Here is a 12,360-nt window from a genome sequence, read left to right as displayed (position 1 = left end):
GCCCATCCTCCCGTCCATGATCCAGCGCCGCCTCGCCGAAGTCGGGCGCATCCGGCTCGGCCGCCGGGTGCCGACGAAGTCGGGGACCAGCACCAGGCCGGAGAAGCTGGCGACATTCCGGTTCACCTCCGGCGACCGGAACCGCATCGAGCAGATCGCCGCACTGTACGGCGGCACCGTCCAGCCGTGGGAGAAGCAGTGGGAGGTCATCACCCAGACCGACCGCGTCCCCATCACGGTGCCCCCGAACGCCTCCACCGAATGGATGGAGCTGTGGTCGGGCGGGGGAGCGGTCCGCCGCTGCAACGGCGAGGTCGAACAGAAGGCCAGCCGTCCCTGCCTGTGCCGGGCGGCAGGCACCATCGTCTGCAAACCGCACACCCGCGTCAACCTCATCCTGAGCGACCTGCCCGGCATGGGCACGTGGCGTATCGAGCCCAAAAGCTGGGACGCCGCAGCGGAACTCCCGGACATGGTCGAATTCCTGGCCAGCCTCGGCCGGTACGTGGAAGCGGACCTGACGCTGTCGTACCGGACCAAGCTGAAGGAAGGCAAAACCTTCGAGTGGTGGGTGCCGAACCTCGACCCGACCAACTACACGGCGGGCCAGCTCGCGGAGGCGTCCCGGACCGGTGCGCTGCCCACCGCGACACCTGTCGCCATCGGTGGGCGGCGGCCCGCGGCCATTGAGGCTCCCGGCAGGCCGTCCGCCGATGACCTCATGGTCGCGGCGCGCCTGGCCGACACGACCGCCGAACTGAAGGCGATCTGGGAGGAGGGCAAAGCGAAGGGCGTCACGTTCGCCCGCGAGCAGCGCGCCGAGTTCGACCAGCTCGTGGTCGCGGCCAAGCGGAACGCGACGCAGCCCGCCGCCGAGGCTGTGGGCGCGACCACGAGCGCGCCCGATCAGGAGACGGATGTCGAGATCGTGGACGCCGAGCCGGTGGCCGACGACGACGAAGACCTGCTGTGGATGCAGATCATCAAGGCGTGGAGTGGCACGGTCCCCGAGCTGGAGGCCGCGTTCGCCGGGGCGATGGGCGCGCCGCACTTCGAGGCCGACGCCACGCTGTACGCGTCGTTCCTGGCCATGGTGAAGGCGGGCAAGGTCGCGCCGCTCGGGGATGCCGCGTGAACGTAGCGACCCCTACCCAGGACCAGATTGTCGCCCGCATCCGCGAGATCGAGCAGGACGACTTCTTCGGATTCCGGCGCGAAGTCCTCGTCATGGCGCTCGACTTCGAGCACGCCCGCGCGTTCCTCGTGGGAGACGCCACCGACGACACATGGGAACCGCCCACGGCCGCGAAGACCGGGCAGGACGCGAAAGAGTACTACGACTTCGCGCTCGGCAAGATCCGTCATCACCGGGGCCTGTCGGCCGAGCGGTCGGTGGACAAGCTCGGCGAATACGCCTGGCTGCTCGGGCGTGACGACGTGGTGGCCGCGATGAAGGCCCAGCCCTACTGCCAGTACGGCGCTCCGATCGTCAAGGCATTCGCGGACGGCTTCGGCCTGGCCTGGCCGGACGAGCCTGAGGTGAACCGGATGGTGGCGGGGGAGCCCTGCGAGGACGGCTGCGAGCGGGGGTGCGAACGTTGACTGTTCAGCTCGCCGGATGGGCGCAACACCCGTGGATCGGCTTCGACACCGAATCCACCGGAGTGGACGTCGAGAGCGCCCGGATCGTCACCGCCGCCCTCGTCGGCATCACCCCCGGCAGCAAGCCCACCTCCTGGTATCGGCTTATCAACCCCGGCGTACCCATCCCAAGCGAAGGGTCCGACATCCACGGCATCACCGACGAGAAGGCGCAGGCCGAGGGAGAGGAGCCCGCCGTCGTCCTCGACCTGCTGGCCGGCCACCTCGAAAACGCACTCCTGAGTGGACGCGCGATCGTCGGCATGAACGTGCCCTACGACATCAGCCTTCTCGACCGCGAATGCACACGCCACGGCGTCGAAACCCTGTCCTCCCGGCTCGGCGGCTACCTCGCGATCCGCCCCGTCATCGACGTCTACGTGCTCGACAAGCACGTGGACCCGTACCGCAAGGGCAAGCGCAACCTGACCGCCCTCTGCCAGCGATACGGCGTCACCATCGGCGGCGCCCACGACGCCCACGAAGACGTACTCGCCGCCGCACGCGTCGCCTGGCGCATCGCGCAACTCGCCGCCCGGCCCGTCGAATGGCTGACGAGCGTGTACGGGCTCAAACGCCCCGACGCCGAACGCCTCGCGGGCCTCAACGGCCTGACCCTCGACGACCTGCACAACCTCCAGATCAAGGCCAAGAAGAAGCAGGCCGACAGCTTCCGTAACCACCTCAAGCGCCAGAACAAGCCGTACGACGACGTGTCGGCCGACTGGCCCCTCATCCCGACCTCCATAGCCGCCTGAACACAGACAAGGACCACCATGTCCCTCACCCAGCAGTCCGTCACCTACCTCGAAGGCATCATCACGCGCGACGAGGCCGAGATCGACAGACTCACAATCAGCCGCGACCAACTGATGGAGGAGGCTGCGGCGCTCGACGTCGTCATCGGCGTCCTGCGCGACGACACCGACAAGAAGAAGAAGCTCCTCGCCAACCTGCCACCCGCAGAGCAGGCAACGACTTCCATCGCGAACTGCCTGTGCGGCAACCCCATGGACTACGACCCCCAGTACGGCCTGATCCACCGGCTGACCGAGGGCCGCTACGAACTGGCCGGTGAGTTCTGCCGCCACGCCAAGAACATCAGCTCACCGTCGCTGCCCAGCCTCACCTCCGAGGCGGTGGCAGTGTCGTGACCCTCCACGCCTTCCGCGCCCACGTCCCCGCCATCGTCACCGTCGCCTGGAACCACGAGATGGGCAGCTTCACCGGCCACGCCTCCACCATGTTCGGCGAGACCACCTTGTGGCAGGTCGGCACCGAGCCGGGCGCGCTGCCCAGCGTGGCGGATCTGAAGGTCGAACTGCTCGGCCAGGGCGTGGCGTTGGAGGCCGAAACCATCGACTTTCTCCTCCTCGACCAAGCCGCCTCCGAACGATGTAAGGCAAGCGGAAACGCTGACGTTGCCTGACTCCACCCGAAGGAAACCCATGAACATCGACCGGCTTCTCGACCAGCTCATCAGCTGGTGGGCTCTCGTCGTCATGCCCGGCCTGCTGGCCTGGGACAGCGCGGACCGCCAGCAGCCGGAGATCGCCATCATCTGGATCGCGCTCGCTGTCTTGGGCGTGACCGCCCTCGTCGTCCGTCGCCACCGCAACCGGAAGGCGAACGACCGATGACCGCCACCATCGACATGCCCGCGACGCTGCACACTCCGCCGACCGGCCCCGGCCGTCACCGCGACGCCGAGAAGATCCAGCCCGGCTGGCAGGTCTGGAACCCGCAGACGGGCGAGTGGCTGACCGTCGAAATGCGGACCGACCACCCGGACGGCGCGACCGTCTACACCTGCGAGGAACGCGACGACCGCAACCGGCCCATCCGCTACCAGGTCAACACGACATCCACGCCGTGGTCCCGGAGCGACGTCGAACAGCGGCAGGCCGCCCAGTGGGGCGGTGACCGCTGATGGACACCCTGCACACCACCACCGCGATCCGTGAGGCAGCCGCCGACCTCATCGTCCGGCAAGGCTGGCACCAGGGTTCCCAGGTATCTCGCCACGAGGACAAGCCGCTGAACCAGCAGCCCCTCTGCGTGACTGAAGCCGTCGCCAGAGCCGCCGGGCTGCCCCCAGTGAACTGGGGCTACACGCGGTGCGACACACACCACCCCAACGAAGACGGGTGCCGCCGCCTCAACCTCGTGCATGACGCCCTCGATGAGGTCGCGACCGAACTCGGTTGGACCTCGCCCAACGACCACGGAGACAACGGCCGCGAATGGCTGGAGGACTGGAACGACCAGCAGGGCCGCACCCTCGACGAGGTACTGGCAGCGCTACAGAGGAGCACCTGATGAACCTCAACATCCAGCCATGGCAGAAGGCGCTCGCAGCGGCAGCCGGCGTGATCGCGTTCATGGCGCTGCTGTTCATCAACGCCACCGCCTGGGTCTTCGTCGCATTCATTATCTCCCTGGTCGTGGTGGCCAGCGTCTCCTTCGTCGTCGGTGCGCTGGAGGGCGGGCGCGTGGGACGGCAGCAGTACGCCACCCTGCACGGCTGGTATCAGTCCGCCAACGAGGACATGCAACGGCTCATCGAGACCAATGAGCAGCTTGCCTCGCGCCTGGAGAGCGTGGAGCACGACCTCATCAAGGTCACGGAGGAGAAGACTCGGCTACGCGCCAAGCTCGACGAGGCGGCAGGGCTGCGTTGATCGACGTGCTGGGGAACATCCTGGCTGTGATCGGCGGGATCTCCGCTGGCGTCACAGCCGGGATGGTCGTGCTCATCTGGTACCGGCACGAGATCGAGCGGCGCAAAGCACGCGCCCGCAAGGCCGCCGAGCAGGCGGCCCAGCTCGCACGGCGCGCACAACCTGATCCCGATTGGGACGCCTTCATCGAGTCCAACGGCCTTTCCGAGCTCGACCGAATCGAGAAGAACCCGTGATACCCCGCGTCCTGGGCATCGACCCATCTCTTACCGCCACAGCCATTGCCTGCTCGGATGGCTGGATGAAGACCATCGGAGAGGCCGGCAAGGCGTTGATGACCTACCGGCAGCGCTACGACCGTCTGCATCGAGTACTTGCCGAAGCGTTGGAAGTCGTGCGCGGCGAACGCCGCGCCTACAGCCGTCTCGCTGTCGACCTCATCGTCATAGAAGGGCCCTCCTACCGGTCCAACGACCCGTCCGCGTTCGACAGGGCTGGCCTCTGGTGGGACCTGTACCACCACTTCACCGTGATGAACCTGCCTGTCGCCGTCGTCCCGCCCACCGTCCGCGCCAAATACGCCACTGGAAAGGGCGGCGCCGGGAAGGGTGCGGTCATCGACGCGGTAGCCCGCCGATTCCCCGACTTCGAGACCGGCGGCGACGACAACGTGTGCGACGCGATCGTGCTCATGGCGCTGGGCCGCGACCAGCTCGGCCACCCCATCGTCCGGATGCCCGAGAGTCACCGGGCCGCGCTCGGCTCCGTCGCGTGGCCGGACACGCTTCCCGCAGCGGCCTGAACCCCCACCCGAATGGAGACCACTCCATGTCACGCAAGCAAAACAGCAAGCCCCAGCAAGCAGTCCCACCAGAGGAATTCGATCTCGTCGTCGCCATGATCCAGCAGGACCAGGAGCTGCGCGACGACATCGAAGCCGTCACCGGCCAAAGCCTCGAAGGCAAAACCCCCAGGGAGATGTTCAACCTCTACCGCGCGATCGGGACCGCCGTGGACGTGCAGAACGCCGTCACCCGCTACGGCCAGGCCCGCCAGAGGCTTCGCCAGACCCGCGCCGACCTGGACGGCACCGCCAGCGCCGAACAGGTCGTGGGCGTCGCCCGCGCCCGTATCACGGAGGCGGAGAACCGCGCCGATGAGCTGAAGGCGGAGCGCGACAAGTACAGGGCCGCCTACGAATCCCTCACCTCCGGCAACGTCACTCAGCTCGCCAAGCCCGTCCTCCAAGGCCAGGTGGCGGCATCATGAGCGCTCTCGACATCTTCGCCGGGCACGGAGTGGACGACCAGTTCGCCACCTACCGGGTGCAGCTCCGAATCCTCGACAAGATCGTAGGCGGCGTCCCGTCGTCCGAGTCCGTCATCAAGGGCTGGCTCAAGAGCCGCATGGACCTGGGCGACCGCGACCTCCAAGACATGGTGGACAAGACCCTCGCCGAACGATTCCCCGACAGGCAGCCCGCACCGGACGAGCTGGCCAACGAGCTCATGAAGACCGACGCCGCGCCCAGCATCAACGGCTTCAAAAGGATCTTCCGCACTGCGGAGTTGGCGTACGAAGGACGATGCATGAAGGCCGCACTCAAGGAGTGGACCAACAGCGCCTATCCGGGGCTCGACTGGCCAGGTAAGCCGGCGGGGAAAACTGCCAAGGACGACGCCACCACCAGCCGCAACCGGGCCGAGCGGCCCAGCGACACCGGACGGCCACTGCCCAACGGGTTCAAAAAGGGCGCCCAGTCCACGCTGGAGGAACGCGCCTTCATCGAGGAGTTCTACATCGGCCTCGGCGTGTTCGACCCCACCGACCTCGGCACCCGCGTGCTCGTCGAGGAACGCATCAAGCACGTCATGACTCCGATGGGACCGCGCTCCTCCATCGCCCGCGTCGAAGTCGTCGAACAGCCCACCCTGGAATTCACCCTCAGGGTGCGCGACGACTTCCTGCCAATGGAGGCGTGGGGCCGCATCTGGCAGGCGGGGGAGCAGATCGGCATCGGCGCCGACCGGGGCCGCTCGGACGGCCGCTTCGAGCTGCTGGCGTTCGACCGCGCGTGAGAGACAACCGGCATGACCACCCCGCGACGCCGTGGACCAGATACGGCTAGCCCCCCACACCGACATGCCCTGCCGCCGCAACAACAATCCCGGGCCACCTCGACTTGCCTGCCTGCTCGCCATACCGCGCCGAGCACCTGCCACGCCATGCCGACTTCTCTGCTCGATCCACTTTCGATTGCTTCCCGTCCCGGAGCGACAAGCCCTGTCCAGCCCCATGGCGTCCCACACCGACTCGGCACGACTCCCCGATCCCTTCTCGACGTCCATCCCCACCGACAAGCCTTTCCGGATCGGAAACCCGCCCAGCCGGACCGTCCCGGATCGACTAGCCACCGCGCGCCAAGGCCTCACACGCTCCAGTTCGACCAGCCAAGCCCAGAGCCCGCCTCGCCCGCACAACCCAAAACGCACCAGCCCTTGCCCTGACCAAACCGACTTCCCGAGACCCAGCCATGTCAAGCCCGGAACCGACCCGACTTCCCACCACGAGCCCCTACCAGACCAGCCGACTAGCCACTCCCCACCGGGCCTGACCGACAACAAGACGACGAGCCAGGCCAGGCCGCGGAGCTGACCCCGGCCACACCCCCATCGAGCAGGAAGGGAGGAGCACGAGATGGCGCAAGCGCACGGCAACTACACCACCTACGGCGACGGCTGCCGCTGCACCCCCTGCCGCCGGGACGCCACCCGAACCCGGAAAATCCACCGGCTCGGACGCAGCCTCAAAGTGGACGGCGACAAGGTGCGCGCCCACATCGCACAACTCTGCGAAGCAGGCATGAGCGTCAGCGACATCGCCGAAGACGCGCGAATGTACCGGCGCAACCTGGGACGGATCATCGACGGCACCTACCGCGACGTCAACCGGCCCACCGCCGAGCGCCTCTTCGCTGTCCAGCCCCGCGCAGGATGGGCGCTCCTCGACGCCACCGGCAGCCGACGCCGCTACCAGGCGCTCACCGCGATCGGGTGGAGCGGCAAGGAAATCCTCCAACGACTCCAGGACATCGCCGGGTACACCACCAACACCACCAGGATCAACACCCAACGCCACATCTCAGCCAGGCTCGCCGGCGCGATCCGCCGCGTCTACGACGACCTGTCGATGACCGTACCGCCCGACACCGTCACCGCACGCCGAGCTAGGGCCCGCGCCGCCCGCTACGGCTGGGCCCCTCCGCTCGCGTGGGACGAGGACACCATCGACGATCCCGAAGCCGAGCCGGATATCGACGGACCCGCACGGACCTCCCAGCTGCGCCACCTGGCCGAAGAGTCCGACTGGCTGCAAAGCCAAGGCATCAGCCTCGACGAGGCCGCGCAACAACTCGGCATCACACGCGGCTACCTCGACAAAGCCCGCGCCAGCCACCGCGCCCAAGCCCGACCGAAAGAGATCGCCTCATGAGCGACAAGCTGGGGAAGACCGAATGATCCCTGTCCGCGTGCCCGCCACGTTCCGGCCGCACATCATCAGCGACGACTGCCATCCCGGCCCCGGCCACTGGCTGTACGGCGAACCGTGCCCCGTCTGCGACCTCGCCCTCGCCGTGGACGGTCAGCCTGTCGCCCTCGTCGCGGTCGGCATCGCGCCCGCGAGCCAGAAAGAACGCGGCTGGACGAACGGGGGAGCGGTCGCCGTTCACACCGCCTGCACGAACACAGCCCCCATCACCGGGGAGACCGGGCCCACCGGCACCGCAGCACAGGCTGGTGTCCTCGATGCCCGCTAACCCGCTGTTCGCCCTGCAAAAGGACCGCTCATGACCACTGTCATCGCCCAATCCGCCGGCGTGCTCCATACCAGCGCGTGGACGCTACGCAACCTCTTCGGCGCCATCGCGCCGCACCTCGCGGTCGACGACGAGGACGACCCGGAGGTGCCCGCCTTCACCCGGCTGCACGTCGAAATCCGCGACGGCGAGCTCCGCCTGTACGGCACCGACCGATACACCTTCGCCGTCGTCCGCCACCCCCTGACCACCACGACCGCCGAATACAGAACCCAGTTTTCGATAGACGGCGACGACATCCGCCGCCTCGGCGACACGCTGCCGCAGTACGGCCAGGTGACGCTGCTCATCGACGACCACCGGCTCTACATCTCCGGCGCCGACTTTGTCCACAACATCCCCGGCAGCCCGCAGTACCCGCTCTCTGCCGACTGGCGGGCCCTCTTCGGCAGGCATTTGCACCCGGCCGACCAGCCGACCGGTCGTATCGTGATCAACCCCGTCTATCTCGCCCGCCTGGAGGCCGCCCAGGATCTCCAGCAGGGCACCCCCATGATGATGCACCTGCGCGGACCGCATAAAGCCGTGATCGTCACCTTCGGCGACACATTCATCGCGCTCATCATGCCGATCCGCGTCAACAGCCCGAAAAACGGCGAGGGCGAAACTCACCCGCTCGACCCGTGGTTCGACCTCCTCGACGAGGACAACTAAGCATGCCCGCTCACGGCATTTCGCGACCGGCACCGACTCTCCGGAGGACATCGATGGCCCGCGCTGAAGACAGTCCCACCTACCTCACCGTCCGCGAATTCGCCGTCCGCTACCGCCTGTCCACGATGACCGTCTACCGCGCCATCGCCAACGGCCATCTGCCCGCCACCCGCATCGGCCGGTCCTGGCGCATCGCCCAGGCCGTCGCCGACGCCTACGACGAGCAGGCCGGAGCAGTCACCGGGAGCGCCGCGTGACGGCGGTCATCGACTGGATCAGGCCGTGGTATCCGGCTGGACATCTCGGGCACCTCTACCCGGACTGCGAGGACCTGCTGCGCTGGGGAAGCGAGCCGCAAGAGGGGGCTGGCTGGCTTGGTCCGCGCAACGGCGACGTCTGCCGATCATGCCTGAAGCGGTACGGCTACCCCGAATGGGACGCCTACTGCGAAACCTGCGGCGAATACGCCGACGAAGACGACGACGAGCCGCGCCCCTTCACCGAAGAGGACGCCAAACGGTGGCAGGACGAGCACCAGTGCACCCCCAGCGTGCAACTCATCCCGCCCAAACCACGATCTGCCGTCCCCACCCGGGCCCCAGGACAAGGAGCGCTTCTGTGAAGCTCACCATCCCGACCAAGACCCTCGCCGAGACCATCACGTGGGCGGCCCGCGCCATCCCCAAGCGGCCCGCCGTGCCCGTGCTGACCGGGCTCCTGCTCGGTGCGGACGACAACAAGCTCACCGTGTCCGCGTTCGACTACGAGCAATCGGCCACCGCCACCATCACCGCGCAAGTCGCGGAACCCGGCACCATCCTCGTGCCGGGCCGGTTGCTGGCCGAGATCGTCGCTAAACTGCCCGGCAAGGATGTCGAGCTGGCAGCCAGCGACGCCGACGTCACCCTGACCTGCGACAAAGCGGAATTCACTCTGCTGCTCATGCCCGCCGCCGACTACCCCGCCCTGCCCGAGACGCCCCCAGCGATCGGCGCCGTCGAAGCCGCCGTGTTCAAAGCAGCCGTCGCCCAGGTCGCGCCATCCGCAAGCAAGGACGATACCTTGCCGATGCTGCAAGCCGCCCGGCTCGACCTCGACGGCGACACGATGACGACTGCCGCCACCGACCGCTACCGCATCGCCATGCGCCAATTCACGTGGCAGCCTGCTGAAGTAAGCATCAATGCTGGCGTCAACGCTCCTGCTCGGGAACTGCTCGGCGTACTCAAGACGTTCCCCGCCTGCCTCCTGACGCTCGGCCGCGACCCCGCTAAGGGCGTGCTCGCCATCAGCAACGACGAACGCACCGTCACTCTGCGGCTGCTCGACGACCAGTTCATCGACTACCGCGCACGCGTCAAAGCCGACGACTACACGACCTGGGCGACCCTCACGATCAAGCCGCTCGTCGCCGCGATCAAGCGGGTCGCCCTCGTCGCCTACAGGAGCGGCCCCGTCCACCTGGCCTTCACGGCGATGGGAGTCATGGTCTCCGCAGGCGACGGCGACACCGGCAAGGCCAGCGAATTCGTCGACGCCAAACTCGAAGGCGACGACATCTCCATCGCGTTTCAACCGAACTACCTGCTCGACGGCCTCAACACCATCGCCACTCCGACCGCCCGCATGGGCATGACGAAACCGGCCAAGCCCGCACTGCTGCTCGACACAGTCGGCGACGGCGAGGAGTCCACGTTCCGCTACCTCGTCATGGCCCTGCGGACACTCTCGTGACCGGCAAGAGGTGGTCGAACGGCGGCGTAGCGCCGGTGACGACTCGCTTCCCCTCCGAGTGGCACGTCGGCGCCTGCGACACCTGCGGCAAACGCCGCTACGTTAGCCGCCGCATCGCGCGCAGGGCCGCCCGCTTCCTTTTCCAAGGCCAGAACGTCCGCGCCTACCAGTGCGGCGACTACTGGCACGTAGGCCACAACGGACCCCGACGCATCTACGGAAGGACCACACAGTGACGCGCATCTACTACGACACCGAGTTCCTCGACACAGGCCGGGAGATCGAGCTGATCTCTATAGGCCTGGTGTCCGATGACGGCCCGGAATACTACGCCGTCGCCAGCGACGCGCCCTGGGACGAGATCGCCCACCACAGGTGGCTGTGCGACAACGTCGTTCCGTACCTCCCCTTGGCGGGTGAGGTGCGAAAGCTGCCCTTCGGCAGCGGTTCCACGTTCACCATCGATCTTGGCCACGCCGCCGTCAAACCGCGCTGGGTCATCGCCAACGAGGTTCGGCAGTTCATTCTGGACATCCCGCATCCCGAGCTGTGCGCCTGGTACGCGGCCTACGACCATGTGGCGCTCGCCCAGCTCTGGGGGCCCATGATCAAGCTCCCCAAGGGCATCCCCATGTTCACCTGCGACCTGAAGCAAGACCATGTCCGACTCGGCGAGCCCCAACTGCCGAGGCAGACGACCACCTCGCACCACGCGCTCGCCGACGCCCAATGGAATCGGCAAGTCGGGCGATACCTCCAGGAACTCGACCGCAAGGGCAAGACGCGCGGATGAGCACCCTGACGACCGAGCAGAAGCAGCAGCTCGAAGCCATCCTCGAACGCATCCTCGGCGACTACCCGATCAACCCCGACCTCGCCACGCACGTCATGGCGAACTTCGCCGCCGAGATGGACTACTGGTCCGGCCACGACCGGCTCACCATCGTCTACACCGGCAGCCGCGAAGCCGACCGGCAACGAGTCCACCACGACCTGACCGCCATCCAGACCCGGGAAGCCTCGTTCCACCTGCTCATCGGCTACAACACCGAGACCGACCAGCCGCGCGGCGGCGACCGGCACGCCCACGAGTTCGCGGCCACCTCGGCTGATGTGACCGCCGAATACTTCCCGGCGCCCTGGCGCATCCCCGAACTGGAGAAAGCCGCCGGCCCGTACCGCAACGGCTTCATGATCGGACTCGCCCTCGGGCGCGGCGGCCGGGTCGGCATGCTCGCGCACCTGCGCGACGGCTCCACCGGCTCCGCCGGGGCAGCCGCGTTCGCCGAGCACGCCGGGATCAAGGTGTGGCGGAGGCCAGCGTGAGCGTCAAAGACGTCAACAAGCTGATCAAGCAGGCCCGCCGCGCCGGACTGATCTGCCAAGACCTCGGCGACCGCTGGAAAATCACCAACCCAGAGACCGGCGAAACCAGGTACATGCCCAACAGGGCGATAGGCCGCGGCCTCGCCAACGCCACCACCACCATCAGACAACTCCGCACACCCATGCAGGCCGCCGTCAGCGCAGCAGCCCAGGAAGGGCCGCAGCCGTGGGAGAGAGGCCAGTGGGACACCATCAACCTGCTCGCCCTGTACGTCCACCAAGGCGGCCACATCAGCGCCTCCGGCGGACTGCTGCGCCTGACGGGGCCGCTCGACCTCGAACCCCTCGCCGGACTCCTGCGCACCCGCGAACCCGAAGTGATCGACCTCGTCAACTCGATGCCGCAACACTTCGGCCCCGCCCCGCAACCGGTCTCTTATACCCATC

The 12,360-nt window shown here is 67.5% G+C and carries 22 protein-coding genes; all 22 read left to right on the top strand.

What is annotated here, in order from left to right:
• Positions 1-16: 16 nt before the first annotated feature.
• Positions 17-1,135 carry a recombination directionality factor gene (locus tag EJK15_RS50745; protein ID WP_138717655.1) on the top strand — a complete coding sequence of 373 codons (1,119 nt, stop codon included), beginning with the start codon at positions 17-19 and terminating at the stop codon, positions 1,133-1,135.
• Positions 1,132-1,602, top strand: a complete 471-nt coding sequence (locus EJK15_RS73475; RefSeq protein ID WP_206061618.1) for a hypothetical protein — start codon at positions 1,132-1,134, stop codon at positions 1,600-1,602. Before EJK15_RS50745 ends, EJK15_RS73475 begins: the two co-directional genes overlap by 4 nt.
• Positions 1,599-2,399 (top strand): exonuclease domain-containing protein, encoded by an 801-nt coding sequence (locus EJK15_RS50735; protein ID WP_171075006.1) that lies wholly within the window; start codon positions 1,599-1,601, stop codon positions 2,397-2,399. Before EJK15_RS73475 ends, EJK15_RS50735 begins: the two co-directional genes overlap by 4 nt.
• An 18-nt stretch (positions 2,400-2,417) precedes the next feature.
• Entirely contained in the window at positions 2,418-2,795 is a 378-nt protein-coding gene (locus EJK15_RS50730) for a hypothetical protein (RefSeq protein WP_138717653.1), read from the top strand.
• Complete coding sequence (locus EJK15_RS50725) at positions 2,792-3,070, top strand: hypothetical protein (RefSeq protein ID WP_138717652.1); 279 nt, start codon at positions 2,792-2,794, stop codon at positions 3,068-3,070. The genes EJK15_RS50730 and EJK15_RS50725 overlap by 4 nt, the downstream gene beginning before the upstream one ends.
• A gap of 19 nt (positions 3,071-3,089) precedes the next feature.
• Complete coding sequence (locus tag EJK15_RS50720) at positions 3,090-3,281, top strand: hypothetical protein (RefSeq protein WP_138717651.1); 192 nt, start codon at positions 3,090-3,092, stop codon at positions 3,279-3,281.
• Complete coding sequence (locus EJK15_RS50715) at positions 3,278-3,571, top strand: hypothetical protein (protein WP_138717650.1); 294 nt, start codon at positions 3,278-3,280, stop codon at positions 3,569-3,571. Before EJK15_RS50720 ends, EJK15_RS50715 begins: the two co-directional genes overlap by 4 nt.
• Positions 3,571-3,960 carry a DUF6197 family protein gene (locus EJK15_RS50710; RefSeq protein ID WP_138717649.1) on the top strand — a complete coding sequence of 130 codons (390 nt, stop codon included), beginning with the start codon at positions 3,571-3,573 and terminating at the stop codon, positions 3,958-3,960. The genes EJK15_RS50715 and EJK15_RS50710 overlap by 1 nt, the downstream gene beginning before the upstream one ends.
• A complete protein-coding gene (locus EJK15_RS50705; protein WP_138717648.1) occupies positions 3,960-4,322 on the top strand; it encodes a hypothetical protein in 363 nt (120 codons plus the stop codon). The genes EJK15_RS50710 and EJK15_RS50705 overlap by 1 nt, the downstream gene beginning before the upstream one ends.
• On the top strand, positions 4,319-4,558 hold the full coding sequence (locus EJK15_RS50700; protein WP_138717647.1) for a hypothetical protein: 240 nt from the start codon (positions 4,319-4,321) through the stop codon (positions 4,556-4,558). The genes EJK15_RS50705 and EJK15_RS50700 overlap by 4 nt, the downstream gene beginning before the upstream one ends.
• Before the next feature lie 65 nt (positions 4,559-4,623).
• On the top strand, positions 4,624-5,124 hold the full coding sequence (locus EJK15_RS50695; protein WP_138717646.1) for a hypothetical protein: 501 nt from the start codon (positions 4,624-4,626) through the stop codon (positions 5,122-5,124).
• 26 nt (positions 5,125-5,150) lie between these two features.
• Positions 5,151-5,591: a hypothetical protein gene (locus tag EJK15_RS50690; RefSeq protein WP_138717645.1), complete on the top strand. Its 441-nt coding sequence runs from the start codon at positions 5,151-5,153 to the stop codon at positions 5,589-5,591.
• Positions 5,588-6,400 carry a hypothetical protein gene (locus EJK15_RS50685; protein WP_138717644.1) on the top strand — a complete coding sequence of 271 codons (813 nt, stop codon included), beginning with the start codon at positions 5,588-5,590 and terminating at the stop codon, positions 6,398-6,400. The genes EJK15_RS50690 and EJK15_RS50685 overlap by 4 nt, the downstream gene beginning before the upstream one ends.
• 619 nt (positions 6,401-7,019) lie before the next feature.
• Positions 7,020-7,814, top strand: coding sequence for a hypothetical protein (locus EJK15_RS50680; RefSeq protein ID WP_138717643.1), 795 nt, complete (start codon positions 7,020-7,022; stop codon positions 7,812-7,814).
• A gap of 22 nt (positions 7,815-7,836) precedes the next feature.
• On the top strand, positions 7,837-8,139 hold the full coding sequence (locus tag EJK15_RS50675) for a hypothetical protein (protein ID WP_138717642.1): 303 nt from the start codon (positions 7,837-7,839) through the stop codon (positions 8,137-8,139).
• Between the two features lie 30 nt (positions 8,140-8,169).
• Entirely contained in the window at positions 8,170-8,853 is a 684-nt protein-coding gene (locus tag EJK15_RS50670) for a hypothetical protein (protein WP_138717641.1), read from the top strand.
• A 53-nt stretch (positions 8,854-8,906) separates the two neighbouring features.
• Positions 8,907-9,110 carry an excisionase family DNA-binding protein gene (locus EJK15_RS50665; protein WP_138717640.1) on the top strand — a complete coding sequence of 68 codons (204 nt, stop codon included), beginning with the start codon at positions 8,907-8,909 and terminating at the stop codon, positions 9,108-9,110.
• Positions 9,107-9,475, top strand: a complete 369-nt coding sequence (locus EJK15_RS75400; protein WP_240777732.1) for a hypothetical protein — start codon at positions 9,107-9,109, stop codon at positions 9,473-9,475. The genes EJK15_RS50665 and EJK15_RS75400 overlap by 4 nt, the downstream gene beginning before the upstream one ends.
• The gene (gene dnaN / locus EJK15_RS50660; RefSeq protein WP_240777731.1) at positions 9,472-10,587 is read left to right on the top strand and encodes a DNA polymerase III subunit beta; all 1,116 of its coding nucleotides are present in this window, start codon (positions 9,472-9,474) and stop codon (positions 10,585-10,587) included. Before EJK15_RS75400 ends, dnaN begins: the two co-directional genes overlap by 4 nt.
• Positions 10,588-10,819: 232 nt before the next feature.
• On the top strand, positions 10,820-11,380 hold the full coding sequence (locus EJK15_RS50655; protein WP_138717638.1) for a 3'-5' exoribonuclease: 561 nt from the start codon (positions 10,820-10,822) through the stop codon (positions 11,378-11,380).
• Entirely contained in the window at positions 11,377-11,913 is a 537-nt protein-coding gene (locus EJK15_RS50650) for a hypothetical protein (protein ID WP_138717637.1), read from the top strand. The genes EJK15_RS50655 and EJK15_RS50650 overlap by 4 nt, the downstream gene beginning before the upstream one ends.
• On the top strand, positions 11,910-12,360 hold a 451-nt coding region (locus tag EJK15_RS50645; protein WP_138717636.1), incomplete at its 3' end, for a hypothetical protein. The genes EJK15_RS50650 and EJK15_RS50645, both read left to right, overlap by 4 nt.

Origin of the sequence: Nonomuraea basaltis, from assembly GCF_005893125.1 — a bacterium.
In the GTDB taxonomy this organism is placed as follows: Bacteria; Actinomycetota; Actinomycetes; order Streptosporangiales; family Streptosporangiaceae; genus Nonomuraea; species Nonomuraea basaltis.
Note: the sequence above shows the minus strand (reverse complement) of the source record. Positions and strands in the feature narration are given on the sequence as shown.

What these genes read in the sequence shown, in the direction of transcription:
- EJK15_RS50705 (WP_138717648.1), top strand. Translation starts at nt 3,960, where the DNA reads ATGAACCTCAACATCCAGCCATGGCAGAAGGCGCTCGCAGCGGCAGCC.
- EJK15_RS50675 (WP_138717642.1), top strand. Translation starts at nt 7,837, where the DNA reads ATGATCCCTGTCCGCGTGCCCGCCACGTTCCGGCCGCACATCATCAGC.
- EJK15_RS50685 (WP_138717644.1), top strand. Translation starts at nt 5,588, where the DNA reads ATGAGCGCTCTCGACATCTTCGCCGGGCACGGAGTGGACGACCAGTTC.
- EJK15_RS50670 (WP_138717641.1), top strand. Translation starts at nt 8,170, where the DNA reads ATGACCACTGTCATCGCCCAATCCGCCGGCGTGCTCCATACCAGCGCG.
- EJK15_RS50730 (WP_138717653.1), top strand. Translation starts at nt 2,418, where the DNA reads ATGTCCCTCACCCAGCAGTCCGTCACCTACCTCGAAGGCATCATCACG.
- EJK15_RS50680 (WP_138717643.1), top strand. Translation starts at nt 7,020, where the DNA reads ATGGCGCAAGCGCACGGCAACTACACCACCTACGGCGACGGCTGCCGC.
- EJK15_RS50745 (WP_138717655.1), top strand. Translation starts at nt 17, where the DNA reads ATGATCCAGCGCCGCCTCGCCGAAGTCGGGCGCATCCGGCTCGGCCGC.
- EJK15_RS50710 (WP_138717649.1), top strand. Translation starts at nt 3,571, where the DNA reads ATGGACACCCTGCACACCACCACCGCGATCCGTGAGGCAGCCGCCGAC.
- EJK15_RS50695 (WP_138717646.1), top strand. Translation starts at nt 4,624, where the DNA reads ATGAAGACCATCGGAGAGGCCGGCAAGGCGTTGATGACCTACCGGCAG.
- EJK15_RS50715 (WP_138717650.1), top strand. Translation starts at nt 3,278, where the DNA reads ATGACCGCCACCATCGACATGCCCGCGACGCTGCACACTCCGCCGACC.
- EJK15_RS50690 (WP_138717645.1), top strand. Translation starts at nt 5,151, where the DNA reads ATGTCACGCAAGCAAAACAGCAAGCCCCAGCAAGCAGTCCCACCAGAG.
- EJK15_RS50650 (WP_138717637.1), top strand. Translation starts at nt 11,377, where the DNA reads ATGAGCACCCTGACGACCGAGCAGAAGCAGCAGCTCGAAGCCATCCTC.
- EJK15_RS50720 (WP_138717651.1), top strand. Translation starts at nt 3,090, where the DNA reads ATGAACATCGACCGGCTTCTCGACCAGCTCATCAGCTGGTGGGCTCTC.
- EJK15_RS50665 (WP_138717640.1), top strand. Translation starts at nt 8,907, where the DNA reads ATGGCCCGCGCTGAAGACAGTCCCACCTACCTCACCGTCCGCGAATTC.